Annotated in this window: 26 protein-coding genes; 19 read left to right on the top strand and 7 right to left on the bottom strand. The window is 66.5% G+C overall.

The window, feature by feature from the left end; genetic code table 11:
- The first annotated feature begins 32 nt into the window (after window positions 1-32).
- The 9 genes from soxC to MF270_RS03000 all read left to right on the top strand — a co-directional run bounded on the left by soxC (window position 33) and on the right by MF270_RS03000 (window position 8,969).
- Window positions 33-1,316, top strand: a complete 1,284-nt coding sequence (gene soxC / locus MF270_RS03040; protein ID WP_238364390.1) for a sulfite dehydrogenase — start codon at window positions 33-35, stop codon at window positions 1,314-1,316.
- On the top strand, window positions 1,300-2,598 hold the full coding sequence (locus tag MF270_RS03035; RefSeq protein WP_418887855.1) for a c-type cytochrome: 1,299 nt from the start codon (window positions 1,300-1,302) through the stop codon (window positions 2,596-2,598). The genes soxC and MF270_RS03035 overlap by 17 nt, the downstream gene beginning before the upstream one ends.
- Window positions 2,599-2,664: 66 nt before the next feature.
- The gene (locus MF270_RS03030; protein ID WP_238364389.1) at window positions 2,665-3,390 is read left to right on the top strand and encodes a c-type cytochrome; all 726 of its coding nucleotides are present in this window, start codon (window positions 2,665-2,667) and stop codon (window positions 3,388-3,390) included.
- Window positions 3,391-3,430: 40 nt separating this feature from the next.
- Window positions 3,431-4,690 carry an NAD(P)/FAD-dependent oxidoreductase gene (locus MF270_RS03025; protein ID WP_238364388.1) on the top strand — a complete coding sequence of 420 codons (1,260 nt, stop codon included), beginning with the start codon at window positions 3,431-3,433 and terminating at the stop codon, window positions 4,688-4,690.
- Between the two features lie 248 nt (window positions 4,691-4,938).
- A complete protein-coding gene (locus tag MF270_RS03020; RefSeq protein WP_238364387.1) occupies window positions 4,939-5,391 on the top strand; it encodes a MaoC family dehydratase in 453 nt (150 codons plus the stop codon).
- Entirely contained in the window at window positions 5,388-6,251 is an 864-nt protein-coding gene (locus MF270_RS03015) for an HpcH/HpaI aldolase/citrate lyase family protein (RefSeq protein WP_238364386.1), read from the top strand. The genes MF270_RS03020 and MF270_RS03015 overlap by 4 nt, the downstream gene beginning before the upstream one ends.
- A gap of 147 nt (window positions 6,252-6,398) precedes the next feature.
- Window positions 6,399-7,295, top strand: coding sequence for an RNA polymerase sigma factor RpoH (gene rpoH / locus MF270_RS03010; RefSeq protein WP_238364385.1), 897 nt, complete (start codon window positions 6,399-6,401; stop codon window positions 7,293-7,295).
- A 155-nt stretch (window positions 7,296-7,450) separates the two neighbouring features.
- A complete protein-coding gene (locus MF270_RS03005) occupies window positions 7,451-8,434 on the top strand; it encodes a Gfo/Idh/MocA family protein (RefSeq protein WP_238364384.1) in 984 nt (327 codons plus the stop codon).
- Between the two features lie 286 nt (window positions 8,435-8,720).
- Window positions 8,721-8,969 carry a hypothetical protein gene (locus MF270_RS03000; RefSeq protein ID WP_238364383.1) on the top strand — a complete coding sequence of 83 codons (249 nt, stop codon included), beginning with the start codon at window positions 8,721-8,723 and terminating at the stop codon, window positions 8,967-8,969.
- Here the strand turns inward: MF270_RS03000 and MF270_RS02995 are convergent.
- Both MF270_RS02995 and phaZ read right to left on the bottom strand, forming a co-directional pair.
- Window positions 8,966-9,712: a class I SAM-dependent methyltransferase gene (locus MF270_RS02995; protein WP_238364382.1), complete on the bottom strand. Its 747-nt coding sequence runs from the start codon at window positions 9,710-9,712 to the stop codon at window positions 8,966-8,968. The two genes, MF270_RS03000 and MF270_RS02995, sit on opposite strands and share 4 nt — an antisense overlap.
- A gap of 21 nt (window positions 9,713-9,733) precedes the next feature.
- Entirely contained in the window at window positions 9,734-11,011 is a 1,278-nt protein-coding gene (phaZ, locus tag MF270_RS02990; protein WP_238364381.1) for a polyhydroxyalkanoate depolymerase, read from the bottom strand.
- 134 nt (window positions 11,012-11,145) lie between these two features.
- On the opposite strand from phaZ, the gene MF270_RS02985 reads away from it, so the two are divergent.
- From MF270_RS02985 to MF270_RS02970, 4 genes are all read left to right on the top strand, one after another.
- A complete protein-coding gene (locus MF270_RS02985; RefSeq protein ID WP_238364816.1) occupies window positions 11,146-12,942 on the top strand; it encodes a PHA/PHB synthase family protein in 1,797 nt (598 codons plus the stop codon).
- Between the two features lie 183 nt (window positions 12,943-13,125).
- Entirely contained in the window at window positions 13,126-13,584 is a 459-nt protein-coding gene (locus MF270_RS02980; RefSeq protein WP_238364380.1) for a phasin, PhaP, read from the top strand.
- A 345-nt stretch (window positions 13,585-13,929) separates the two neighbouring features.
- Window positions 13,930-14,496 carry a polyhydroxyalkanoate synthesis repressor PhaR gene (gene phaR, locus MF270_RS02975; protein WP_238364379.1) on the top strand — a complete coding sequence of 189 codons (567 nt, stop codon included), beginning with the start codon at window positions 13,930-13,932 and terminating at the stop codon, window positions 14,494-14,496.
- A gap of 1 nt (window position 14,497) precedes the next feature.
- The gene (locus MF270_RS02970; protein WP_238364378.1) at window positions 14,498-15,463 is read left to right on the top strand and encodes a LysR family transcriptional regulator; all 966 of its coding nucleotides are present in this window, start codon (window positions 14,498-14,500) and stop codon (window positions 15,461-15,463) included.
- Between the two features lie 140 nt (window positions 15,464-15,603).
- Here MF270_RS02970 and MF270_RS02965 read toward each other — a convergent pair whose 3' ends face one another.
- The 5 genes from MF270_RS02965 to ccmI form a co-directional block, all read right to left on the bottom strand.
- Entirely contained in the window at window positions 15,604-16,815 is a 1,212-nt protein-coding gene (locus MF270_RS02965; RefSeq protein WP_238364377.1) for a DegT/DnrJ/EryC1/StrS family aminotransferase, read from the bottom strand.
- A 150-nt stretch (window positions 16,816-16,965) separates the two neighbouring features.
- Window positions 16,966-17,436, bottom strand: a complete 471-nt coding sequence (locus MF270_RS02960) for a GNAT family N-acetyltransferase (protein WP_238364376.1) — start codon at window positions 17,434-17,436, stop codon at window positions 16,966-16,968.
- Between the two features lie 53 nt (window positions 17,437-17,489).
- Complete coding sequence (locus MF270_RS02955) at window positions 17,490-17,720, bottom strand: DUF1289 domain-containing protein (protein WP_238364375.1); 231 nt, start codon at window positions 17,718-17,720, stop codon at window positions 17,490-17,492.
- On the bottom strand, window positions 17,717-18,196 hold the full coding sequence (gene ruvX / locus MF270_RS02950) for a Holliday junction resolvase RuvX (protein WP_238364374.1): 480 nt from the start codon (window positions 18,194-18,196) through the stop codon (window positions 17,717-17,719). The genes MF270_RS02955 and ruvX overlap by 4 nt, the downstream gene beginning before the upstream one ends.
- Entirely contained in the window at window positions 18,193-19,416 is a 1,224-nt protein-coding gene (ccmI, locus tag MF270_RS02945; RefSeq protein WP_238364373.1) for a c-type cytochrome biogenesis protein CcmI, read from the bottom strand. The genes ruvX and ccmI overlap by 4 nt, the downstream gene beginning before the upstream one ends.
- A 205-nt stretch (window positions 19,417-19,621) precedes the next feature.
- Here ccmI and MF270_RS02940 point away from each other — a divergent pair, with 205 nt between their 5' ends.
- The 6 genes from MF270_RS02940 to fabF all read left to right on the top strand — a co-directional run bounded on the left by MF270_RS02940 (window position 19,622) and on the right by fabF (window position 24,600).
- The gene (locus tag MF270_RS02940; RefSeq protein ID WP_238364372.1) at window positions 19,622-19,897 is read left to right on the top strand and encodes a hypothetical protein; all 276 of its coding nucleotides are present in this window, start codon (window positions 19,622-19,624) and stop codon (window positions 19,895-19,897) included.
- 701 nt (window positions 19,898-20,598) lie between these two features.
- A complete protein-coding gene (locus MF270_RS02935) occupies window positions 20,599-21,021 on the top strand; it encodes a hypothetical protein (RefSeq protein WP_238364371.1) in 423 nt (140 codons plus the stop codon).
- A 132-nt stretch (window positions 21,022-21,153) separates the two neighbouring features.
- The gene (locus tag MF270_RS02930) at window positions 21,154-21,753 is read left to right on the top strand and encodes a superoxide dismutase (RefSeq protein ID WP_238364370.1); all 600 of its coding nucleotides are present in this window, start codon (window positions 21,154-21,156) and stop codon (window positions 21,751-21,753) included.
- 269 nt (window positions 21,754-22,022) lie between these two features.
- Complete coding sequence (locus MF270_RS02925; protein ID WP_238364369.1) at window positions 22,023-22,634, top strand: hypothetical protein; 612 nt, start codon at window positions 22,023-22,025, stop codon at window positions 22,632-22,634.
- Window positions 22,635-22,733: 99 nt separating this feature from the next.
- Complete coding sequence (locus MF270_RS02920; RefSeq protein WP_238364368.1) at window positions 22,734-23,195, top strand: host attachment family protein; 462 nt, start codon at window positions 22,734-22,736, stop codon at window positions 23,193-23,195.
- Window positions 23,196-23,343: 148 nt separating this feature from the next.
- The gene (fabF, locus tag MF270_RS02915; protein ID WP_238364367.1) at window positions 23,344-24,600 is read left to right on the top strand and encodes a beta-ketoacyl-ACP synthase II; all 1,257 of its coding nucleotides are present in this window, start codon (window positions 23,344-23,346) and stop codon (window positions 24,598-24,600) included.
- Window positions 24,601-24,602: the final 2 nt, after the last annotated feature.

Below are 24,602 nucleotides of genomic sequence, written 5' to 3'. Positions count from 1 at the left end.
GCCAAGCGAAGCATCCGAGAGGAGGCATGGAAATGAGCGACACATTCGAAAAGGCCCCGAGCCGCCGCGCGTTCCTGAAGGGCGCAGCCGGTGGGGCAGGGGCGGTGGCACTGGCCGCCACCGGCGCGCGGGCGGCCACGCCCGACCCGCTGATCACCGAGGTGCAGGATTGGGCGACCTCGCTGGGCGAGGGCGTCGACGCCACGCCCTACGGTCTCCCGATCAAGTTCGAGGGCGACGTGGTGCGTCGCAACGTGCCCTGGCTGACGGCGGACCCGATCAGCTCGATCAACTTCACGCCGATCCATGCGCTGGACGGCACGATCACCCCGCAGGGCTGCGCGTTTGAACGCCACCACTCGGGGGCGATCGAGCTCAGCAAGGACGATTACCGGCTGATGATCAACGGCCTTGTCGATACGCCGCTGGTCTTCACCTATGCCGATCTCGAGCGGTTCCCGCGCGAGAACCACGTGTATTTCTGCGAATGCGCGGCGAACACGGGGATGGAATGGGCGGGCGCGCAGCTGAACGGCGCCCAGTTCACCCATGGCATGATCCACAACATGGAATATTCCGGCATCCCCCTGCGCACCCTGCTGGCCGAGGCCGGTCTGGATGCGGCCGGCGATCTCGCGGGCAAGTGGGTCTATGTCGAGGGCGCGGATGCCTCGTCCAACGGCCGCTCGATCCCGATGGAAAAGGCGCTCGATGACGTGCTGGTCGCCTTCAAGGCCAACGGAGAGGCGCTGCGGATGGAGCATGGCTACCCCGTGCGCCTCGTCGTGCCCGGCTGGGAAGGCAACATGTGGGTCAAGTGGCTGCGCCGGATCGAGGTGATGGACGGCCCCGTGGAAAGCCGCGAGGAAACCTCCAAGTACACCGATACGCTCGCCGATGGCACCTCGCGCAAATGGACCTGGGTCATGGATGCCAAGTCGGTCGTGACCTCGCCCAGCCCGCAATCGCCCATCACCCACGGCCATGGCCCGGTGGTCATCACCGGCCTCGCCTGGACCGGCCATGGCCGCATCACCCGCGTGGACGTCAGCAAGGACGGCGGCAAGACCTGGGAAACCGCCCGCCTCGCCAAGGACGGCGAGAACAAGGCGCTGACCCGCTTCTACCTCGACACCACCTGGAACGGCGAGGAATGGCTGCTGCAATCGCGCGCCATGGATGAAACCGGCTATGTCCAGCCGACCAAGCACCAGCTGCGCGAGGTGCGCGGCGAGAACTCGATCTATCACAACAACTGCATTCAGACCTGGTGGCTGAAAGCGAACGGGGAGGCAGAGAATGTCGAAGTCTCTTAATCTTTTCCTCGGCAGCCTTGGTGGCACCGCGATCCTGCTGGGCTCGGCCTATGCGCTTGCGCCCGGTTTCGTGACCGAGCACACGGCCGGGACCGGCCCCATGGTCGCCGGCATCGCGCTGCCCGAACCGGCCCCCGCGCCGGCCGCGACACCCGCGATGGCCGTCGACACGGCGGCGGCGTCCAGCGTGGCGCCCTCGGTGCCCGCCGCCCCCGCGCCGGTCGAGATCAGCGAAAATTCCGAAACCCCCGCCGCCATGGTCCAGATGGCCAGCGCCGGCAGCTTCGGCCTTGGCCGCCCCGCACTGGAAGAAGAGATCGCCGCCTGGAACCTCGACGTCAGCCCCGACGGCACCGGCCTGCCGGTCGGCTCGGGCGACGTGATGACCGGCGACGAGGTCTTTGCCGAGAACTGCGCGGTCTGCCACGGCGATTTCGCCGAAGGGCGCGGCAACTGGCCCAAGCTGGCTGGCGGCGAAGGCACGCTGAACCACAAGGACCCGCTGAAGACCGTGGGCAGCTACTGGCCGCACCTGTCGACCACCTGGGACTACGTCAACCGCTCCATGCCCTTCGGCGCGGCCCAGACGCTGGAACCGGACCAGGTCTACGCGATCACCGCCTATATCCTTTATTCCAACGACCTGGTGGACGAGGATTTCGTCCTGTCGAACGAGAACTTCCTCGAGGTCGCGATGCCCAATGCCGATGGTTTCATCATCGACGACCGGGCCGAGACGGAATACCCGATCTGGCGCACCGAGCCCTGCATGGAGAACTGCAAGGAGAGCGTCGAGATCACCATGCGCGCCGCCGTGCTGGATGTGACACCCGAGGAAGAGGGCGCCGCGGAAGAGGCCGCAGCGGAACCCGCGACCGACGCCCCGGCCGCAGTCGAAGTGACCGAGGCCGCCGCGCCCGAGGCGCCCGCCGAGGAAGTGCCGGTCATGGCCGCGCTGAACATGGACCTGGTCGAGGACGGCGAGAATGTCTTCAAGAAGTGCAAAGCGTGCCACCAGGTCGGCGACGGCGCGACGAACAAGACCGGCCCGGTGCTGAACGGCGTCTACGGCGCCCCCATCGGCCATGTCGAGGACTTCCGCTATTCCAAGGACATGGAGGCGATGGGAGAGGCCGGTCAGGTCTGGAACGACGAGACCCTCGCCACCTTCCTGGCCAAGCCCAAGGACTTCATCCCCAAGACCAAGATGTCTTTCAACGGGCTCCGCAAGGACGAAGAGATCACCGCCGTGATCGAATACCTCAAGTCGGTGTCCCGATAGGGCGCTGCATCCGGTGCCCTCTCGCGGGCCCCGGTTTCGTTTTCGGACACGCATGAAGGAGGAGGTATGCGCGCAGCCGAACCCCGCCGCCTTGGGGCGGTCATCGTTGCATCCTTTATGGGCCTTGCAGCCTCGGCCACCGGCGCCCTTGCAGAATTGCAGGGCAACCCGGAGGACGGGGCTGTCGTTTTTCAGAAATGCAAGGGTTGCCACCAGGTCGGGCCCGAGGCGCAGCACCGCATCGGCCCGCATCTCAACGGCATTTTCGGCGCGACTGCCGGCCGGCACGAGGGCTTTGCCTATTCCAAGGCGATGCAGCGCGCCTCGGCCGACGGGCTGACCTGGGACCTGGGGACGCTCGACGCCTATCTCGAGAACCCGAGGGCGTTGATCACCGGCACGCGGATGTCCTTCCGAGGCCTGCCGGACGAACAGGACCGCCACGACGTGCTGGCCTACCTGCGGCAGTTCTCGGACAGCCCGCGCGACATCCCCGAGGCGGTGCCCTCGGCCTTCGCGCGCGAGGTGGACCTGCCGCCCGAGGTGCTGGCCATCGTGGGCGACCGGGACTACGGCGCATACCTCGCCTCGGAATGCCTGACCTGTCACCAAAGCGATGGCTCCGACGCCGGCATCCCGTCGATCACCCGCTGGCCGACCGAGGATTTCGTGGTCGCCATGCATGCCTACAAGCGGCAGATCCGCCCGCACCCGGTCATGCAGATGATGGCAGGCCGCCTGACGGACGAAGAGATCGCGGCGCTGGCCGCGTATTTCCAGGACCTCGATTGAACGAGGTTCAGGACACGTCAAACTGGGAGGAGGACCCGAGATGACACTGAACAGACGCAGATTCCTGGGGGCCACGGCGGCCACGCTCGCGGCGCCGATGGTGCAGGCGGCCAGCCATGGTCGGGCACGCGTGGTGGTGATCGGCGGCGGCGCGGGGGGCGCCACGGCCGCGCGCTACATCGCCAAGGACAGCCAGGGCGAGATCGACGTGACCCTCGTTGAGCCCACGCGCATGTATTACACATGCTTCTTCTCGAACCTCTACCTCGGCGGCTTCCGCGAGCTGTCGTCGATCGGGCACAGCTATGGCACGCTGGCGGCAGACTACGGCGTGAACGTGGTTCACGACTGGGCCGTGGGCGTGGACCGCGACGCGCGCAGCGTGTCGCTGGCGGGCGGCGCCACGCTGCCCTACGACCGGCTGATCCTGTCGCCGGGCATCGACTTCGTCGACGGGTCCGTGCCGGGCTGGGACATCTCGGCCCAGAACGCCATGCCCCATGCCTACAAGGCCGGCTCGCAATCCGAACTCCTGCGCGCGCAGATCGAGGCGATGCCCGAGGGCGGCACCTTTGCCATGATCGCCCCGCCCAACCCCTATCGCTGCCCGCCCGGGCCCTACGAGCGGGTGTCGATGGTCGCGCACCTGCTGAAGGGCATCAACCCGACCGCCAAGATCCTCATCGTGGACCCCAAGGAGAAATTCTCCAAGCAGGCGCTCTTCGAGGAAGGCTGGGGCGCGCACTACCCCGGCATGGTCGAGCGCATCGGCCCGGATTTCGGCGGCACCAACGTGTCGGTTGACCCAATGGCCATGACCATCGACATCGACGGCGCGGTGGAACAGGTCGACGTCTGCAACGTGATCCCGGCGATGAAGGCCGGCCGCATCTGCGAGATCGCGGGTGTCACCGACGGCAACTGGGCCCCGGTCAACCCGCACACGATGCAATCCCGCGCGGAAGAGAACATCTTCGTGCTCGGCGATGCCTCGGCCCAGGGCGACATGCCGAAATCGGGCTTCTCGGCCAACAGCCAGGCAAAAGTCGCGGCCATGGCGGTGCGCGGCGCACTGACCGGCAGCAAGGTCTTCCCGGCCAAGTATTCCAACACCTGCTGGTCGCTGATCGACACCGACGACGGCGTCAAGGTCGGCGCGGCCTACGAGGCGACGGACGAAAAGATCTCGTCCGTGTCCAGCTTCGTCAGCCAGACCGGCGAAGACGCGGCCCTGCGCAAGGCCACTTACGAGGAATCGCTGGGCTGGTACGCGGGCATCACCTCGGACATGTTCGGCTGACCCGGTCCCTTCGAAATTGAGCGCTGCCGCGCGCTCTTGTTCAGCGCGTGGCAAGGCGACGTCCGCCCCCTGCCGACGAATGCGTGGCCGGGGACGGGAGCCTCCGGCGGAGGTATTTGAGAAACAATGAAGACAAGGTGCACCGCGCTTCCTTCATTGTTTTACAAATACCTTCGGGGGGTCCGGGGGGCAGACAGCCCCCCGGTTCCGCGTTATCCATCAGTCAAAGCAGAGTGAGGGAGGCGCCGATGGCCGGCAAATGGTTCGAAGAATTCGAGGTCGGAGAGGTGATCACCCACCCGATCCGCCGCACGGTGACCGAGACCGACAACGTCATGTTCACCACGATGACCATGAACCCGGCGGCGATCCACCTCGATTTCGACTATTGCGCGGGGACGGAATTCGGCGAGCCGCTGGTCAACTCGCTCTTCACCCTCGGGCTGCTGGTGGGGATCAGCGTGCATGACACGACGCTGGGCACGACCGTGGGCAACCTCGGGTTCCAGGAGGTGACCTTTCCCGCGGCGGTCTTTCACGGCGACACGATCCGGGCCGAGACAGAGGTCATGGCCGTTCGCGCGTCCAAGTCCCGCCCGACGCAAGGCATCGTCACCTTCTGCCACCGGGCCTACAACCAGCGCGGCGCGCTGGTCTGCCAGGCCACCCGCGGCGCGCTGATGATGAAGGCCCCGGCATGAAACTGCGCTCCATGCTCTTCGTCCCCGCGGATTCGGAGAAGAAATTCGCCAAGGCGCGCGAAGGCGGGGCCGATGCGCTGATCCTCGATCTCGAGGATTCCGTGGCGCCCGCCGCCAAGGACGCCGCCCGCGCCGGCCTGTCCGGACGGATCGACGGGGCGGGGGCCTGGGGTGGGTCGCTCTGGGTCCGGGTCAATCCGCTCGGTACAGGCATGACCGAGGCCGACCTCGCCGCCGCCGTGCGACCGGGGCTCGACGGGATCATGTTGCCGAAATGCGAAAGCGGGGCGGACGTGGCGCGGGCCGCCGCGATGATCGACCCGCTCGAACAAGCCGCCGACCTGCCGGCCGGTCACGTCAGGATCCTGCCCATCGTCACCGAGACGCCGGCCGCCATGTTCGGCCTTGGCAGCTATGCCCCGGCCCATCCACGCCTGGCGGGGCTGACCTGGGGGGCAGAGGACCTGTCGGCCTGCCTTGGCGCAACCGCCAACCGCGACGCGACGGGCCAGTGGACCGATCCGTACCGGCTGGCCCGGGCCTGGACCCTGATCGCCGCCGCCCAGGCCGAGGTGCCGGCCATCGACACGATCCACGCCGATTTCCGCAACCTCGCGGGCCTGGCCGAGGATTGCCGCGCCGGGCGCCGCGACGGGTTCTCCGGCCGCATGGCGATTCACCCGGCGCAGGTCGACGTCATCAACGCGGGCTACACCCCGACCGAGGACGAGATCGCACATGCCTGGCGCATCGTCGCGGCCTTCGAGTCGAACCCGGGCCTTGGCACGGTCGGGATCGACGGCAAGATGGTTGATATTCCCCACCTCAAGCAGGCGCGGCGGTTGCTTGCCGCCCTCTGACGTCACGACTGTGTGAATTTCATGTCGAGAGCGCCGGAACCGGCTTCACTGTGCGTTAGTGTTTATGAAAGACACATCTTGAAAGGGGGGCGTCGGCTCCCCAAATAGATGTTAAAGCCGTAAACATACGAGAAACGGACGAGAGACATGAGCAATTATGCAAATCTGCCGGCCCCGACGCCGGAAGGCGGTCTGAGCCGCTATTTGCAGGAAATCCGGAAATTCCCCCTGCTGGAGCCGGAAGAGGAATACATGCTGGCCAAGCGCTGGGTCGAGGAGCAGGACACCGAGGCCGCGCACCGGATGGTCACTTCGCACCTGCGCCTCGCCGCAAAGATCGCCATGGGCTATCGGGGTTACGGGCTGCCGCAGGCCGAGGTGATCTCGGAAGCCAACGTGGGGCTGATGCAGGCGGTGAAACGCTTTGACCCCGAAAAGGGCTTCCGCCTGGCCACTTACGCGATGTGGTGGATCCGCGCCTCGATCCAGGAATACATCCTGCGGTCCTGGAGCCTTGTGAAACTGGGCACAACGAGCGCGCAGAAGAAGCTGTTCTTCAACCTGCGCAAGGCCAAGGCCCGCATCGGCGCGCTGGAGGAAGGCGACCTGCGCCCCGAGAACGTCAAGCGGATCGCGACCGATCTCGGCGTGACCGAGGACGAGGTCATCTCGATGAACCGGCGGATGTCGGGCGGCGATGCCTCGCTCAACGCCACGATCGGGTCCGAAGACGAGAGCTCCATGCAATGGCAGGACTGGCTCGAAGATGAAAGCGCGGACCAGGCCGGCGATTACGAGGCGCGCGACGAGCTCGAGGCGCGGCGCGAGATGCTGGGCCAGGCGATGGACGTGCTGAACGAGCGCGAGAAGGACATCCTTGTCCAGCGCCGCCTTGCCGACAAGCCGGTGACGCTTGAGGACCTGTCGTCGCAATACGACGTCAGCCGCGAGAGGATCCGCCAGATCGAGGTGCGCGCCTTCGAAAAACTGCAGGCGCGCATGCGCGAGCTGGCCGGCGAACGCGGCATGCTGACCGAGGCGTGATACCGGGTGTTGGTTGGTAGCGATTAAGGGAAGGGTACGAGTCGGTTCGAGTGGAGCCGTCGGGGCTGTCGCCCCGGCGGCTTTTTCGCGTCTGCCATGGCCATCGCCCGCAGGCGCTGTTAGCGTTCACGGCGAGACGGGAACAGGAGGGCGCAATGGCCAATCACGTGAACTGGGCGATACTCGGGGCGGGCAAGTTTGCGCGCGATCACATGGGGCCGGCGATTCACGCCGCCGCGCGGGGGCGGCTGGCGGCGGTCGGGACCTCCTCGGCCGAGAAGGGCGCTTTTTTCGAAGACATGGCCCCGGGTGTCGAGATCTGCACCGATTACGACGCGGTGCTGGCCGACCCCGGGATCGACGCGGTCTACCTGCCGCTGCCGAACCACCTGCATGTCGACTGGTCGCTCAAGGCGATCGCGGCGGGCAAGCATGTGCTTTGCGAAAAGCCGATGTGCATGGAGGCTGCGCAATTCGACCAGTTGATCGCGGCGCGCGATGCCAGCGGGCTGGTGGTGGGCGAGGCCTACATGATCGTGCACCACCCGCAATGGGCGCAAGCCAAGGCCTGGATCGCCGCCGGAGAGATCGGCCCGCTGGTGCAGGTCGACGGGGTCTTTTCCTACAACAACGCCGAGGACCGCGGGAACATCCGCAACGACGCCAGCAAGGGTGGCGGCGCGATCCCCGACATCGGCGTCTATACCTACGGCTGCACGCGGTTCGTGACCGGGCAGGAGCCCGAAGAGATCCTCCATGCCGACCTGGCTTGGGAAGACGGGGTGGATGTCTGGAGCCACGTGACCGCGCGCTTCCCGTCCTTCCGCTATTCGGCGGTGAACTCCATGCGCATGGCGCCGCGGCAGGAGATGACCTTCCAGGGCGAAACCGGTCGCGTGCGGGTCTGCGTCCCCTTCAACGCCAATGTCTTTGGCGAGGCGCAGGTCGAACTGCATCGGCCGGGGCACGAGACATTGGTGCGGCGCTTCCCGGGGGTGAACCACTACGTGTTGCAGGTCGAGGCGTTCAACCGGTCGGTCCTGGATGGCGCGGCCTGGCCGAACCCCCTGGAATTCTCCAAGGGGACGCAGGCGATGATCGACATGGTCTACGCCAAGGCGGGCCGGCCCGCGGGCTGAGGCCGGGCAGGGGGCCAGCCCCCCTCCGCCTTTGGCGGAGTCCCCCGGAGTTTAGTGGCAAGGTGAAAGGGGATCGGGTGCCCCTTTTCATTTCTCTGAAAATACTCTCGCCGAAGGCGCCCGCGCCGTGGCGCGGCCATGTCGCAAGCGAGGTTCCAGCCCCGCGCGCCAGCAGCGCGGCACTAACATGTCGGGGGGCCAGCGCCTCGCGCTCCCCGGGATATTTCTGGCAAGATGAAGGGGGATGGGGCTGGGAAGGGGCCGTTGGGGTGACTATCTGGCCGTCATGCAAGGTGAGAACGGATCGAGACGCAGGGCGGCAGGGCTGAAGAGGCGCTACAGGCGCGCTTTGGCGCGGGGGCGGTACTGGGTCAAACGGCATGTGCCGCCGGGGCTGCGACTGGTGGTCGGGCTGCTGTTGATGCTGGGGGGCGTTTTCGGGTTCCTGCCGGTGCTCGGCTTCTGGATGATTCCGCTGGGCGTGGTCGTGGCGGCGCTGGACCTGCGGCCATTGTGGCGGCGGCTGCGACGCTAGAGGCGCTGCGCCACGTAGAAGCCGTAGCCGACATGGGCGGCGTTCGCCTCGTAAAGCGCGATCTCGGCGGCCTCTGCCTTGGCGATCTGCCGGGCGGCCTCGCTGTCATGGCGGGCGAGGAAGTCGGCCATGCCGCGTTGCAGAGGGTCGTAGTATTGCGCCATCCAGGCGTCGCGGGGCAGGGGGAAGTAGCCCAGCAGCCGGTAGCCCGCCGCCTCCAGCGCCGCGATCTTGGCCGAGGCCGGGGCGACCTCGGCATATTGCGCGGTCCAGTGGGCCTCGAGCGCGGCGGGGCGGTCCTGGGTGAGCCAGGTCAGTTCCGAGACGGCGAGCACGCCGCCGGGGCGCAGGAAACCGCGCCATTCGGTGATGCCGGAGGTGAAACCCATGTTGTAGATCGCGCCTTCGGACCAGATCAGGTCGAGGCTTTCGGGGGCGAAGGGCAGCGCCTCCATCGATGCCGCGAGGGGCGTGATGCGGTCCGCGAGGCCGGCGGCGCGGGCGCGGTCGGCAAGGCGCGCGAGGAACTGTGGAAGAAAATCCACCGCCGTCACCGGGCAGCCCAGATCGCGCGCCAGCACGAGGCTTGCGGCGCCGGTACCGCAGCCGATATCGGCCACGCGCAGGGACGGATCAGGGGACAGACCGGCCAGCGACAGGGCGCGGCGTGTCATCGCATCGCTGCCCGGCCCCTGCCGGTCATTGCCGATATGCAGATCAACGAGGAGCGCGAGGTCATCCACGGCGCCGCGCCCCGTTCAAGGTCACTCTGCCGCGACGGGCTTGCTGGCGGTCTTCTTGCCACCGGGCTTGCGGCTGTTCTGGTCGATGAATTCCAGCACCAGCGGGCGGATGTTGTCGCGCCACGACCGGCCGGCGAAGATGCCGTAATGGCCCGCCCCCGGTTCCAGGTGGCTGGCCTTTTTCGAGTCGTCGAGGCCGGTGCAGAGCCCCAGCGCCGCGACGCATTGGCCGGGGGCCGAGATGTCGTCATTCGCGCCCTCGACTGTCTTGACAGCCACGTCGGTGATCTTGCCGATATCCACCTTCTTGCCGTCCACGACAAAGGTGTTCTTGGCGATCTCGCATTTCTTGAAGATCCGCTCGACCGTCGAGAGGTAGAATTCGGAGGTCATGTCCATCACGGCGAGGTATTCGTCGTAGAACTTGTTGTGGGCGTCGTGGTCCGACGCCTCGCCGCGCGCGACCCGCATGATCTGTTCGTTGAAGGCGGCCGAATGGCGGTCGGCGTTCATCGACATGAAGGATGTCAGCTGAAGCAGCCCGGGGTAGACCGAGCGGCCGACGCCCTTGTACTTGAAGCCGACCCGCTGGATCATGGTTTCCTCGAGCTGGCCCATGGTCACGCGGCGACCAAAGTCCGTCACCTCGGTCGGGGTGGCGTCGGGGTCGATCGGCCCGCCGATCAGCGTGAGAGAGGCCGGCTGCGCCTCGGGGTCTTCCTCGGCCAGGTAAGCCGTTGCCGCCAGGGTCAGCGGCGCGGGCTGGCAGACGGCGATCACATGGGTCTCGGGGCCGAGGTGCCGCATGTAATCGACGAGGTAGAGCGTATAGTCCTCGACGTCGAACTTCCCTGCCGAGACAGGAATGTCTCGGGCGTTGTGCCAGTCCGTGATATACACTTCACAGTCGGGAATCAGCGACTTGACCGTCGACCGGAGGAGGGTGGCGTAATGCCCGGACATGGGCGCAACAAGCAGGATCTTGCGCGGCTTGTCGTCCCGGCCGGACACGTCGAAATGGATGAGGTCGCCGAAATCGCCCTTCATCTCGGTGCGGATCTGCACCACGTGGTCCTTGCCATCCTCGCATGTGACGCTGTCGATGCCCCAGTCGGGCTTGACGACCATCCGCTCGAACGAGCGTTCGGTCACCTCGCCCCAGGCACGCATCCATTGCAGCGCGGGGTTTGGCATCAGCGCGAACGCCGGGTAGGACGCGAGCGACTTGGCAGAGGCGCCCAACCACTGGTTGGTGTTGCGCATCGTCTCCATCAAGTCGTAGCTCATCATGTGGCGCATGGTCACCTGTCTCCTGCTCGATCACGGCGCGGGGCGGGTGCCCGTGGTGACCTTAGGTCAATTGGTCGCTTTGCCCCGAACGCCAGGGCGCAGTTAATGCTGCATAGCAGAAAGCTTAGGACGAAACCATGAATATGACAACAAAGCAGGATGGCCAACTGGACAATATGGAGCGCCTGAACGCCAATCTTGCCCGAGTCGATGAACTGTCACGGCGACTCATGCATGTCATGTCTCACAAGAAACAGGTCCATCCCGGTCTTGCCGCTCCGAATCAGGAACTTTGGGCCAAGGCCGCCGCATCCTACTGGTCCGAGATGCTGCAGGACCCGGCCCGCGTGCTGGAACACCAGGTGCAGTACTGGGGCGAGACGATGAAGCATTTCGTTGCAGCGCAGCATGTGCTGGCCCAGGGCAAGTTCTCCGCGCCCGAGGATACCGGCCCGTCCGACCGGCGCTTTGCCCATCCGCTTTGGGATACGAACCCCTATTTCAACTTCATCAAGCAGCAGTACCAGATCAATGCGCGCGCGCTCGACCAGGCGGTCGAGGATGCCGAGGGGCTGAGCCCGCTCGAACAGCGGCGCCTGCGGTATTTCACCCGCCAGATCTCGGACATGATGGCGCCGACCAACTACCTTGGCACCAACCCCGAGGCGCTGGAAAAGGCGGTCGAGACCGAGGGTCAGAGCCTGGTCGACGGGCTCGAACGGCTGGTGGCCGACCTCGAGGCGAACGAGGGCGAGCTGGTGGTCAAGCTGGCCGACGACACCGCCTTCGAGCTGGGCGAGAACATCGCCACGGCGCCCGGAAAGGTGGTCTACCGCAACCGGATGATGGAGCTGATCCAGTACCAGCCCACGACCGAGAAGGTCCACGAGACGCCGCTGATCATCTTCCCGCCCTGGATCAACAAGTTCTACATCATGGATCTCAAGAAGGAGAACAGCCTGATCCGCTGGATCACCGAGCAGGGCTACACGCTGTTCGTCGTCTCCTGGGTCAACCCCGACCATGACTACGCCGATGTCGGCCTCGAGGAATACATCGAGGAAGGCTACGTAGCCGCGATCCGCGAGGTGAAGGACATCTGCCGCGTCCGCCAGGTCAACGTCGTCGGCTACTGCATCGCCGGCACGACGCTGAGCATGGCGCTGGCCCATATGAAGGCCCATGGGGACAAGTCGATCAAGTCGGCCACCTTCTTTACCGCGCTGACCGATTTCTCGGACCAAGGCGAATTCACGCCCTTCCTTACCGACGATTTCGTCGATGCGCTGGAAGAGCAGGCGCGGAAATCGGGGGTGCTGGAAAGCTACATCATGGCGCGGACCTTCAGCTTTCTGCGCGCCAACGACCTGGTCTACGGACCGGCGATTCGCAGCTACATGATGGGCCAGACGCCGCCCGCCTTCGACCTGCTCTACTGGAACGGCGACGGGTCGAACCTGCCGGCCAAGATGGCGGTGCAATACCTGCGGCGCCTGTGCCAGGGCAATGACCTGGCCGAAGGGCGGATGACCCTGTTCGACGGCGAGCCGCTGCAGCTCAAGGACGTGGACGTGCCGCTCTTTGCCGTGACCTGCGAAACCGACCACATCGCGGCCTGGAAGGACTGCTATCGCGGCGTGCAGAAGATGGGGGCGAAGGACAAGACCTTCATCGTCAGCCAGTCGGGCCATATCGCCGGCATCGTGAACCCGCCCAGCCGCAACAAGTACGGCCATTACACCAACGACGACCTGACGCTGGACCACGGCGACTGGATGGCGCAGGCCGAGTTCCACGGCGAAAGCTGGTGGCCACGCTGGGAAACCTGGCTGGCCAAGCGCTCGGGCAAGATGATCGAGGCGCGGATGCCGGGGGACAATTCGCACCCGCCGCTGGCCGAAGCACCGGGCACCTACGTGCGCGTCAAGGCCGAGGTCTGAGGCCTGTCAGGGACTTGGGGCGAGCCTGTTTGATTTCAAACAACCCCAATGTGAATTTTTTGCTGCAGCGCAGAAATCGGGCTTGATTTTCTGCGCTGCAGCATTCATATTGTTTGCAGATGCAGAAACGAGCCGGGGCGGTCCCGGCGGATCGTGAAAGCAGAAGGCAAAGGATCTGATACCATGGCTACCAAGCAAGCAGCCCCCGACATGACGACGCTCTTCAAGGACATGATGGGCGCATTCCCCGTGGATACCTCGGCGATGGAAGACAGCTTCAAGTCGACCGCCGCTCTCAACGAGAAGCTGGCCGGTGTCGCACTGGGCGCCGCCGAGAAGACCACCGAGATCTCGTCCAAGTGGACGAAGGAAACCATCGCCAAGATGGCCGAAATGACCAAGGTGCAGGCCGAGCCGGCCGATTACGCCAAGGCGATGACCGATTTCGCCTCGTCGCAGGCCGAAGTCGCCGCCGAGAACATGGCCGCCTTCGCGGAAGTCGCCAAGAAGTACCAGATGGACACCGTCGAGCTGCTGATGTCGGCCGGCAAGTCCTTCCAGGACGACGCGGCCGCCGCGATGAAGAAGGCCACCGACGAGGTGACCACCGCGACCAAGAAAGCCGCCGCCACGGCGAAGTAAGACGCCGGACAGGCGGTCCGCTGCGCCACTCTCCTCCCTCCCTGATACGCGCAGCGGATTTTGGGCAGGCTCTCCCCGGAGCCTGCCCTTTTTCTTTGTCCCCGGACCGCGGTCCGAAAAATCTTCTGACGAAGATTTTTCACCAGCCAGCGCCGTGATGGGGGCCGGGGGGCCCGAAGAAACTTCGTCAGAAGTTTCTTCTTCCGGGTGCCGGCGTGGCGCCAAGCGGCGGGTAACCATGCGTAGCCGTAGGGTCTTTCTGCCCGCGCGGAACGAGGCTTTCCTTTTCTGCTGCGCTCGCATAAGCTTTGCTGCAGTGCTGCATTCACCCTGGGAGGGCTCCTCGTGGCCGAGACGGAGAAACCGCTTCTCATCAAGCGATACGCGAGCCGCCGGCTCTACAATACCGAGACCAGCGATTACGTGACGCTCGACGACATCGCGGGGTTCATCCGGGATGGCCGCGAGGTGCAGATCGTCGACCTGAAGTCCGGCGACGACCTGACCCGTCAGTACCTGCTGCAGATCATCGCCGAGCACGAGAGCCGCGGCGAGAACGTGCTGCCGGTGGCCGTGCTGAATGACCTCGTGCGCAGCTACACCAACCAGGCCACCAGCGTGGTGCCGCAGTTCCTGGCCATGTCCTTCGACATGTTGCGCGACGGGCAGGGGCAGATGATGGAAAAGATGGGTGCCATGAACCCCATCGCCAAACCCGGCTTCGAGGCGCTGCGCGTCCAGCAGGAGGCCTTCATGAACGCTATGCAGGCGGCCTGGGGCGCGGCCAAGTCGGGCACTTCCATGCCCGAGCGCGAGGGCGGGGCGCCGGCGAGCAAGGGCGCCGAGGACCTTGACGACATCAAGAAGCAGCTGGCGGATCTTCAGAACAAGCTGAGCAAACTGGGCAACTGACGTGCCCTCCGGTGCGGGCCGCATCACGCTCTGGCATATCGAGGTCTTCGTGGCCGTGGCCGAGGAACGCTCTGTCTCGGCCGCTGCGCGCCGCCTTGGCGCCAGCCCCAGCGCGGTCAGCCAGCAGGTGAGCAACCTCGAGGCCGCCCTCTCGGCCGAGCTGCTGGACCGCGACCAGCGCCCCATGGTGCTGACCCCGGCCGGAGAGATGTTCCGCCGCCGCGCCCAGACCATCCTGAACGAGGCCGAACAGGCGCGGCTCGAGCTCTCGGCCCCGGACATGTCCTATCTCACCCGGATGCGGCTGGGCATGATCGAGGATTTCGAGGCCGACGTGACCCCCCGCCTGCTCTCGCGCCTGTCGGAAGAGCTGCGGGGCTGCCAGTTCCTGCTGGAAACCGGGGCGAGCCATTTCCTGCAGGACCAGCTGGACGCCCGCGCGCTCGACGTGATCGTCGCGGCCGAGATGGGCGCGCCCGCCGACTGGATGGAGGTGCATCCGGTCATGGTCGAAGGCTTCGTCGTGGCCGTGCCGCGCGGTCTGGACGGCGCGGGCACCGATCTGCCGTCGGCGCTCAAGCGCCTGCCGCTGGTGCAATACACCCAGCGCCATCACATGGGCCGGCTGATCGCCGATCACCTGGCGCGGCAGAACCTGACCGTGGATCATCGTTTCGAAATAGACAGTTACCACGCGATCCTGGCGCTGGTCGCGGCAGGGGCGGGCTGGACCATCCTGACTCCTCTGGCGCTGATGCGCGCGCGCCGCTTCGCGGCCGAGATCGACGTCTACCCGCTGCCCTTCGCCCCGCTCGAGCGGACCATTTCGCTGATTGCACGGCGTGATGTGCTCAAGACAATGCCGGGCACGGTGGCTGGCCAATTGCGCGGTATCGTGGACGAGGTGATCGTCCGTCCGGCCCGCGCGGCCTATCCGTTTCTCGACGAATCCCTGCGACTGGTCTGACCAGGCCCCGGGCCGCCCCGTCGGTGGCAGGACCGCGGGTCCGACCGCGGTCCTGCCTGTCCGACACTGCGCCCGGGGCCCGTTCCGTGAGTGGGTGGCCCGTAGTTGAGTCTTTGGCGCGCGGTCGGCACGCCCCGGCGTCAGGTGCCGAAGGCGCGGTTCGGTGTCATGGCGGTTTCCGCCGCCCGGGTGAGGATCCCGGCGACGAGGTCGCAGTCTTCCCGCGTCAGCCGCGCCGGAAGGCGGACGTCGCAGGCGTTCATCAGCATGGCGCGGGTGCGCGGCAGCTCGACCTGTTCGGGCAGGAAATGCCAGTTCCAGAAGGCGCGGGCATTGTCCTGGCTCATGCCGAAGATCTGCACTTTCACGCCTTCGGCCGCCGCTGCCTCGGCAAAGGCGGCGCGCTGGCCGGTATCCATGCCGACCAGGTTGAACTGGATCGAATCCGGCGCGCGGTCCTCGGGTGCCAGCTTGGCCGGGACCTGCATCCAGGGGCTATCGTTCAGGATCGCCGCCACGTGGTCGTGGTTGGCGCGGCCACGGATCACCCGCTCGGCCACCTTGGGCAGTTGCGGGCGGATCACGGCGGCCGACAGGTTCGACAGGCGCTGGTTATAGAGCGGCAGCTTGTTCTGCCAACGGTCGAAGGCGGCCTTCAGCTCGCCCGTGTTGTCGCCATGGGGCAGGTGCTTTTTCCAGGCGTGCTCATAGGCGCCCGACATGATGACGGCGCGCGCGATCAGGTCGGGATCGTCCGAGATCAGGATGCCGCCTTCGCCCGCGTTCACCAGCTTGTAGCTTTGGAAGCTGAAGCAGCCGATGCGGCCCAGGGTGCCGATCTTGCGGCCGTGCCAAGTGGTGCCAAGGCTGTGCGCCGCGTCCTCGACCACCGGGACGCCGGCCTGGGCGGCGAGCGCCATGATCGCGTCCATGTCGGACGTATGGCCGCGCATATGGCTGACCATGACCGCATCGACGCCGGTCAGTTTAGCCTCGAAGTCCTTGATGTCGATGCGATAATCCTCACCGACCTCGCAGAGCACGGGCACGCAGTCCGCATGGACGATCGACGAGGGCACGGCGGCGAAGGTGAAGGCCGGGATCATCACCCGCGCGCCGCGCGGCAGGTCCAGCGCCTTGAGCGACAGGAACAGCGCGGCCGAGCACGACGCCACGGCCAGCGCGTATTTCACGCCCATCAGTTCGGCAAACTCGCGTTCCAGCAGCGAGACCGGCGCATCGGCCGGGGCGTTGTAGCGGAACAGGTCGCCCGTTTGCAGCAGGCGCTCGATCTCGGCCCGCGCCTCGGCGGGGATGGGTTCGGCGTCGTGAACGTTGGGTGCCTTGCTCATTCTTTGGTCCCTTGCATTGACCGTCTTTCGGAAAGTCCGAAACTCTGTTTCCGGTATTCTAAACGTATCGCGCCCCGCGTCCAAATGAATTTTGCATGACGGCAGGGCCGGCGGCGGGTGGCCGCGGCTGCGCAGGGGCGGCAGCAGGGATCAGGCGCGCGGCAGGTCCGGCAGGTCGCGGGCGAGGCGGGGCAACATGCGGCCGGGGATGGCGTCCGAGGGCGCCTCGCCCACGAGGCGGCAGCCCATGGCGGTGTAGAAGGGCACGGCGCCGGGGTCGGCATCGACGATCAGCGGGCCGGCACCAAGCCGGGTGGCGGCCAGCAGCGCCCAATGGAACAACCGCCGGCCGATGCCGCGGCCCATGCGGTCCGGGGCGACGAAGAGTTTTTCCAGCCAGACGGAGTCCCCGTCGCCCGCGACCTGCACCAGGCCGACCATGCGGTCGCCGTCGAAGGCGGCAAGGGTCGGGTCGGTGTCCAGGTCCTCCGGGTGCAGGGTCAGCGCCTCGCGGCAGGCGTCCATGAACGCCGCGTCATAGCCCCAGGACGCCTTGGACGCCCGGCACAGGGCCGAGGCGGCGGGCAGCTCTTCCGGTTTGGGGGCGCGATAACGGATCATGAAAATGTGATAGGCACCAAACGTAAATCACGCAACGATGGGTTGAAATCGCCTCACCTCTTGAGCCGGGCGGCCCGGCCGCCGCGGCGCCGGGTCATTGCGGCAGAACGGGCGGGCAGGGCATCCATGATGACGCGCCGTTCGTCGGGGGTCATGCGCGACCAACGGCCGATCTCGTCGATGGTGCGCAGGCAGCCGGTGCAGGTGCGCGTCTCGGGATGGACCACACAGACCTTGATGCAGGGGCTTTCGATCTCGGTGCGCTTCCAGACTTCGTCGCTCATGCCGCGCCCCCGATATGGCCCATACGGTCCAGCAGGCCCTGCAGGATGTAGCCGGCGGCGACGTGGTCGATCACCTCGGCCCGGCGGGCGCGGCTGGTGTCTGCCTCGAGAAGGGCGCGTTCGGCGGCGACAGTCGAGAGCCGTTCGTCCCAGTAGGTGATCGGTATCTCGGGCAGGCGCCGTTCCATGTTGCGGGCAAAGGCGCGGGTCGACTGGCAGCGCGGCCCCTCCGAGCCGTCCATGTTGCGCGGCAGGCCCAGCACGAGCCCGGCGATGGCGCGCGCCGACAGGATCGCCTCGAGCGCCTGCGCGTCCTCGGTGAACTTCTTGCGCTTGATGGTCGTGAGCGGCGTGGCGACCGAGCGCATCCCGTCCGACACCGCCACGCCGATGGTCTTGGTGCCAAGGTCGAGCCCGGCCAGCGCGCCGTGCCGGGGCAGGGCGGCAACAAAGTCTTCTGCCGTTTCCAGGATCATTCGGCGACCCCCGCGCTGCGGCCGGCCTCGGTGATGAGCGCCATCGCCTCGGGGTTCTGGCCAAAGACCAGCCGGGCCTCTTCCCAGATCGCGCGGGCGCGCTCGGTCTCGCCCAGCACGCCGTAGGCGCCGATCAGCCGGGCCCATTCCTCGGGGCTGCCGCCTTCGTTGGCCAGGCGGTCCGACAGGCGGGCGACCATGCCGCGGATCATGTCCTGGCGTTCGGCGTCGGTCATGTCGCCGGCGGCCTCGATGTCGGCCTGGCTGGGGCCGGGGGCGGTGCTGTCTTCGAGCGGGGGCAGGGTGTAGCGCACGCCCGCCAACTCGGCCAGGCCTTCGATCTGGCCGCGGATCGGCGGCACCCAGGCGTCATCCGGCTGGCTGGCGCGCAGCAGGCCCGACCAGAGGCGGAAGCCGACGTCGGGCCGGCCGATCTGCGCCATCATCAGCCCGCTGTAATACTGCGCGATGCCGTTGCGGTTGTCGCGCAGCAGCGCCTGGCGCAGCGCCTCTTCGGCCTCGGGCGAGACATAGCCACCGGCGGCGAGGATCTTGAGCTCGGCCAGGTCCGCGTAGTCCTGCGCGGTGGCGTCGTCGCCCCGCGCCGCGATCAGCTGCTCCTGCGCGGCATAGGCGGCGGCGAAATTGCCCAGGTTCGCCTCGTTCCGGGCCAGCAGCTCGAGGCCCTGCACCTCGCCGGGGCGGGCGACGACGGTGGCGCGCAGCTGATCCATCAGCTCGGCATATTGCGGGTCGATCTCGGCGGCGGGACGGGTGGGCATCTCGGCTTCGGCCTCGGCCTGGCTGGGACGGGTTTCGCGCCGTTCGGCGGCTTGCGCCTTGCGCGCGGCCAGCCCCTGGTCGGGCACGCCCGGCGCGCCGAGCCAGCCGTAGAGGCCAAGGCCGCCGCCGACCACCACGGCCCCCATCATCAGCGTGCCGACAAGGCTGCCGCGGCGCTGCGCGCCGCCATCGGCACCGACCCGCTGGGTATCGGCGGCCAGGATGCGGCGTTTGATCTCGGTGCGGATCCGCTCGGCTTCTCCTTCGCCGATCACGCCGCGGGCCACGTCGCGGTCCACCTCGGCCAGCTGGTCGCGGTAGACGCCGATGTCAAAGGCGGTGGCATCGGCAGGGGGCGGCGCGGCCTGACGCGCGGCGCGCGCCAGCAGCGCGGCGACGGCCAGGGCAAGGGCGGCGGCCAGGATCCAGAAACTCATGCGGTCTTCCCTTCAGGTCATCGCGGGATAGCGCAGCGGCGGGCACGGAAAAAGGGCAAATCCTCGTGAGCGCAAGGATGTCGCAACCACGGCGGCCGGGCCGGGCGGCGCGGAAATCCGCCGGTCGGGGGCGCGGGCCGAAGGGAACCGTCACGCAAGATCGCGCGTTCTTCCGGCAAGACACAGCATGGAACGGAGAAGAAAAATGGCAGACCGCAACGTCTACATCGAACGTGAACCGCGTGAACGGTCGTCGGGTAACCTCGGCGCGTTCTTCATGGGCATCATCGTCGTCATCGCGCTGGTGGCGATCTGGATCTTTGCCAGCACCTCGGTCGACACCACCGGCGGCTCGGCCACCGGCGCCGGCGAAGGCGACAGCACCACGATCACCATCCAGACGGACGAGGCCGCGCCGGCTGATGGCGCCAGTGCCGAGCCTTCGGGCCAGCAAGCCGCCCCGGTTGACGACGGCCAGTAAACCAAGGGCCTGACAGGACTCCATGCCGCTCCCGTTCGGGGGCGGCATTCGTGTATCCGGGCCTGGCGGTGCTGTGGATAAATGCGTGGACAAAAGCCGGGCAGGGGCGACACCGCCCGGGCCCGGGCGAAGGGGCAGGGCCGCTGCGCCTGGCTGCCGGGATGTGCCGGAATTGCCGTGCAGCGTCCCGGAGTTACCCGGGCAGGCAGCGAGGAACGGGGCAAGCCCGCCTGGCGAAACCGGGCCTTGGTCTGCGAGGCCGATCCGTCGCAGCGTTCCGGCGCCATCGGACAGGACGGCCGGGGCCAATGTGCATAAGTTGACTGCACCTGACGTTGGGGAAGCCTGCGGCCGCTTCGCCGGTCAAGAGAATAATTTCCGCAGCGTCAGGCGAGCATTTGTTGCATGACTCACCAAAAAGTTGTTATGATCAAAAAATCAACCCACCAGCCCGTGTCGCGCCTTTTGGGTAAAGTGTAGGTGGGACGGTATCGAGTCTGGCGCGGCGTCATGCGGGAAGTACCCGCCGATGTTTGCAGGCGGTCCCTCAACGTTCCGGTCGGTCGTTGTGCCGGCGCGCGGCAGAAGCTGACGTGATTCCCGGGTCACAGCGTCGCGCCTTGATGGCGGGCACCTGTCCTTTCCCGTTTGGCCGGTCTAGGCTTGACCCCGACCACACGGGACCGGAGGGACTTTTTTCGATGAAGCTTATTACACTTGCCCTGGCGCTTTGCGTCTCGGCCGCGCCAGCGCTGGCCGAGAACTGGCTGTGCAAGATGAACCAGCCCAACCCGCAGGACTGGTTCGGCACAGAGGTCTTTGTCGGGGTCGATGACGACTCGGGCCGGGCAGTGGCGGCCAACGCGGCGGCGTTGGGGTTCATGGGCGGGCCGGTGCCGTTCAAGGTGAACAAGAACACCGACAAGGTGCTCAAGGGCGAGTTCCTGCTGGACCGGATCGAGGATTCGCTGGGCCAGAAGGCGCCGGCCATGCGCTATGGCCTCGTCATCCAGAAGGCGTCGGGCACGCTGTCGATGAACGTGCGCGCCTCGGGTTACCAGAACGCGTTTTACCGCGATGGCAAGTGCGCGCGCGTCACCGGGGAGCCGAAGCTGCGCGGCTGAGCGCCTGTGATATGCCGCACATCGGGGCGTTGAGAAATCCTCGGCCCCGGCGGGCCAATTGCACCTTGACCTCGGCGGCTGTTGGTTCACATCTAGGACAACCCGAAGCAACACAGGAAAGGGGGCCCAAAAATGGCTTTCGAACTTCCCGATCTTCCGTATGCGCATGACGCGCTGGCCGATCTTGGCATGTCCAAGGAAACGCTGGAATACCACCATGACCTGCACCACAAGGCCTATGTCGACAACGGCAACAAGCTGATCGCCGGCACCGAGTGGGACGGCAAGTCGATGGAAGACATCATCACGGGCACCTACGACAAGTCGGCCGTGGCGCAGTCGGGCATCTTCAACAACATCAGCCAGCTCTGGAACCACAACCAGTTCTGGGAAATGATGGGCCCGGGCGAAAGCAAGATGCCGGGCGAGCTGGAGAAGGCGCTGACCGAGGCCTTCGGGTCGGTCGACAAGTTCAAGGAAGACTTCTCGGCCGCCGGCGCCGGTCAGTTCGGCTCGGGCTGGGCCTGGTTGGTCAAGGACACCGACGGCTCGCTCAAGGTCACCAAGACCGAGAACGGCGTCAACCCGCTGTGCTTTGGCCAGACCGCGCTGCTGGGCTGCGACGTGTGGGAGCATTCCTACTACATCGACTTCCGCAACAAGCGCCCGGCCTACCTGACCAACTTCCTCGACAAGCTGGTCAACTGGGAAAACGTCGCCTCGCGCATGTGAGCGGCGGTCCCTTAGGGGGCATGAGATCGGGGCGCGGATGGCAACATCCGCGCCCTTTTCGTTGGCGGTTCCATGGGGCGGGGCGATTTTCACCGCGTTTCCAGTCGATTGGCGGAAATCCGCACCGCGTTCCCCCGGGGAATGGGCGGAGATCGGCCAGATCCGGCGTCGCGGCGCCGGACCGGAAACTTCCCTGCCGCCGGCCTGTTGTCTTCCCGACGGGCACGGAAGAGCCGGGCCCGACGCGCAGAGAGAAAGGAGAGACTCTCATGTCCACCCAGATCAAAGCCCTTGGCCTTGCAGGCCTTCTGACCGCCGCCCTGTCGACCTCGGCCCTGGCCGGCGACGGATCGCTCGGCGTCGATGCCGATGGCGGCCTGTCTGTCACCGCCGGTGACACCACGGTCAGCACCGACGCTGGCGTCAGCACCGGCGTCACGGCCGAAGACGGCAGCCTGAGCGTCGACACCGATGTCGCCTCGGACACCGAGGTCGACAGCGACATGGGAGACGCCACCGTGACCGCCGACGGCAAGGCTTCGGGCAACGCATCGGGCAACATGGGCGGCAGTTCCGACCGCTATGGCCAGATCATCGCCGAGCTGAACACCGGCGGCGACGCTGCGGCCGATGTCGAACAGATCGGCGAGGACGTCATGGTCTCGACCGTCGAGATCGACAAGCTGAAAGCCTCGGGCAACGTGACCGCGCTGGAAAACGCCATTGCCCGCAACACCGACGGGGACGCGCTGCGCGCCGCCGTGGAAGCCAATGCCGCGCTGCAGACCGCCGTCGAGGCCGATGGCTACGACACTGACGACGTGCTGGCCGTGCGCTCCACCGCCGATGGCCACGTCTGGGTGATCGTCCAGGGCTCGTAACGCCCGCCGTGACGATCCCCTCGGGGCCGGTGCCGGGAACCCGGTGCCGGCCCCAAGCGTTTTCCAAGACGGGCCCAAAGCCCGCAGAAGGAGGAGACCATGGCAGAACTGACCAATGGAACCACGGTGCTGATCGCCGATGGCGAAAAGGCGCTGCTGCTCACCAACCTGACCGACGCGCAGGACCCGCATCTCGAGGTGCTGCGCAAGGAGGAGCAGGACAATCCGCCGGACCGCGCGCAGGGGACCGACCGGCCGGGGCGGTTCAACGACGGCCCCTCGGTGCAGCGCTCGGCCGTGCAGGAGACCGATTGGCACGCGCTGGAAAAGGAGCGGTTCGCCTCGGACCTGTCGGACATGCTGTTCCGCATGGCCCACCGGGGCGACCTGAACCGCTTGATCGTGGTGGCCGCGCCGCGGGTGCTGGGGGACCTGCGCAAGACCTGGCACAAGGAGGTCGCGTCGAAGGTCGTCGGTGAACTTGACAAGGACCTCACCAATTCCCCGCTGGACGAGATAGAGACCATCCTGCACCGCGAATTCGGCGCTAAGGCCGCCTGAACGCGGTTCATCTCGGCAGGAAACGCCTGTCCCGGCCCCCGGGATGGGCGTTTTCTTGCTGCGTTACAGCGGATTGATCGCTTGCCCAAGGGTCCGCCCACGGGGTATGAGCGGCCGGACGAACCGGAATTGGGGAAAGGGCAGATCCATGCGGCGAGTGGTTGTGACCGGTCTGGGGCTAGTGACCCCCCTGGCCTGTGGCGTTGAGGAAACCTGGACCCGTCTGCTGGCCGGCCAGTCCGGCGCGGCGACGATCAAGCAGTTCGATGCCAGCCACCTGGCGACCGATTACGCCTGCGAGGTCAAGCACGGCGACGGCACCGACGGCACCTTCAACGCCGACGACTGGATGCAGCCCAAGGAGCGTCGCAAGGTCGACGATTTCATCCTGTACGGCCTGGCCGCCGCGCAGCAGGCGGTCGAGGATTCCGGCTGGATGCCCGAGGATGAAGAGGCGCGCTGCCGCACTGGCGTGATGATCGGCTCAGGCATCGGCGGGCTGAACTCGATCGCCGACACAGCGATCCTGATCAAGGAAAAGGGTCCGCGCCGCGTGTCCCCGTTCTTTATCCCCGGCGCGCTGATCAACCTGATCTCGGGCCAGGTGAGCATCAAGTACGGCTTCAAGGGCCCGAACCACGCGGTGGTGACCGCCTGTTCGACCGGCGCCCATGCCATCGGCGACGCCAGCCGTCTGATCATGTTCGGCGATGCCGACGTGATGATCGCGGGCGGGGCCGAGGCGTCGATTTCCGAGATCGGGATCGCCGGCTTCAACGCCTGCAAGGCGCTGTCGACCAAGCGCAAGGACGACCCCACCGCCGCCAGCCGCCCCTATGACGCGGACCGCGACGGCTTTGTGATGGGCGAGGGCTCGGGCGTGGTCGTGCTGGAAGAATACGAACACGCGATGGCGCGCGGCGCAAAGATCTATGCCGAGATCCTTGGCTATGGGTTGTCCGGCGACGCCTATCACATCACGGCCCCGGCCGAGGATGGTGACGGCGCGCGCCGCTCGATGACCGCCGCGCTCAAGCACGCGGGGCTGGAGCCCTCGGCCATCGACTACATCAATGCCCATGGCACCTCGACCATGGCCGACACGATCGAGCTGGGCGCGGTGGAGCGCCTGCTGGGCGATGCGGCGGGCAAGGCGACCATGTCCTCGACCAAGTCGATGACCGGGCACCTGCTGGGTGCGGCCGGCGCGATCGAGGCGGTGTTCTCGATCCTGGCACTGCGCGACCAGGTGGTGCCGCCGACAATCAACCTCGACACGCCTGCGGTCGACACCAAGCTGGACCTCGCCCCAAACGTGAAACGGGAGCGCGAGGTCAAGGTGGCCCTGTCGAACAGTTTTGGCTTTGGCGGGACCAATGCGAGCCTCTTGATGGGGAAGGTGTAACG

Source organism: Mesobacterium pallidum, from assembly GCF_019966535.1.
In the GTDB taxonomy this organism is placed as follows: domain Bacteria; phylum Pseudomonadota; class Alphaproteobacteria; order Rhodobacterales; family Rhodobacteraceae; genus Mesobacterium; species Mesobacterium pallidum.
The sequence above is the reverse complement of the archived record's forward strand: the minus strand, read 5'-3'. Positions and strand labels throughout refer to the sequence as shown.

Bases quoted from the DNA above. Each gene is read 5' to 3' on its own strand.
- soxC (WP_238364390.1), top strand. From the start codon at position 33: ATGAGCGACACATTCGAAAAGGCCCCGAGCCGCCGCGCGTTCCTGAAG.
- MF270_RS03035 (WP_418887855.1), top strand. From the start codon at position 1,300: ATGTCGAAGTCTCTTAATCTTTTCCTCGGCAGCCTTGGTGGCACCGCG.
- MF270_RS03030 (WP_238364389.1), top strand. From the start codon at position 2,665: ATGCGCGCAGCCGAACCCCGCCGCCTTGGGGCGGTCATCGTTGCATCC.
- MF270_RS03025 (WP_238364388.1), top strand. From the start codon at position 3,431: ATGACACTGAACAGACGCAGATTCCTGGGGGCCACGGCGGCCACGCTC.
- MF270_RS03020 (WP_238364387.1), top strand. From the start codon at position 4,939: ATGGCCGGCAAATGGTTCGAAGAATTCGAGGTCGGAGAGGTGATCACC.
- MF270_RS03015 (WP_238364386.1), top strand. From the start codon at position 5,388: ATGAAACTGCGCTCCATGCTCTTCGTCCCCGCGGATTCGGAGAAGAAA.
- rpoH (WP_238364385.1), top strand. From the start codon at position 6,399: ATGAGCAATTATGCAAATCTGCCGGCCCCGACGCCGGAAGGCGGTCTG.
- MF270_RS03005 (WP_238364384.1), top strand. From the start codon at position 7,451: ATGGCCAATCACGTGAACTGGGCGATACTCGGGGCGGGCAAGTTTGCG.
- MF270_RS03000 (WP_238364383.1), top strand. From the start codon at position 8,721: ATGCAAGGTGAGAACGGATCGAGACGCAGGGCGGCAGGGCTGAAGAGG.
- phaZ (WP_238364381.1), bottom strand. From the start codon at position 11,011: ATGCGCCACATGATGAGCTACGACTTGATGGAGACGATGCGCAACACC.
- MF270_RS02985 (WP_238364816.1), top strand. From the start codon at position 11,146: ATGACAACAAAGCAGGATGGCCAACTGGACAATATGGAGCGCCTGAAC.
- MF270_RS02980 (WP_238364380.1), top strand. From the start codon at position 13,126: ATGGCTACCAAGCAAGCAGCCCCCGACATGACGACGCTCTTCAAGGAC.
- MF270_RS02965 (WP_238364377.1), bottom strand. From the start codon at position 16,815: ATGAGCAAGGCACCCAACGTTCACGACGCCGAACCCATCCCCGCCGAG.
- MF270_RS02960 (WP_238364376.1), bottom strand. From the start codon at position 17,436: ATGATCCGTTATCGCGCCCCCAAACCGGAAGAGCTGCCCGCCGCCTCG.
- MF270_RS02955 (WP_238364375.1), bottom strand. From the start codon at position 17,720: ATGAGCGACGAAGTCTGGAAGCGCACCGAGATCGAAAGCCCCTGCATC.
- ruvX (WP_238364374.1), bottom strand. From the start codon at position 18,196: ATGATCCTGGAAACGGCAGAAGACTTTGTTGCCGCCCTGCCCCGGCAC.
- ccmI (WP_238364373.1), bottom strand. From the start codon at position 19,416: ATGAGTTTCTGGATCCTGGCCGCCGCCCTTGCCCTGGCCGTCGCCGCG.
- MF270_RS02940 (WP_238364372.1), top strand. From the start codon at position 19,622: ATGGCAGACCGCAACGTCTACATCGAACGTGAACCGCGTGAACGGTCG.
- MF270_RS02935 (WP_238364371.1), top strand. From the start codon at position 20,599: ATGAAGCTTATTACACTTGCCCTGGCGCTTTGCGTCTCGGCCGCGCCA.
- MF270_RS02930 (WP_238364370.1), top strand. From the start codon at position 21,154: ATGGCTTTCGAACTTCCCGATCTTCCGTATGCGCATGACGCGCTGGCC.
- MF270_RS02925 (WP_238364369.1), top strand. From the start codon at position 22,023: ATGTCCACCCAGATCAAAGCCCTTGGCCTTGCAGGCCTTCTGACCGCC.
- MF270_RS02920 (WP_238364368.1), top strand. From the start codon at position 22,734: ATGGCAGAACTGACCAATGGAACCACGGTGCTGATCGCCGATGGCGAA.
- fabF (WP_238364367.1), top strand. From the start codon at position 23,344: ATGCGGCGAGTGGTTGTGACCGGTCTGGGGCTAGTGACCCCCCTGGCC.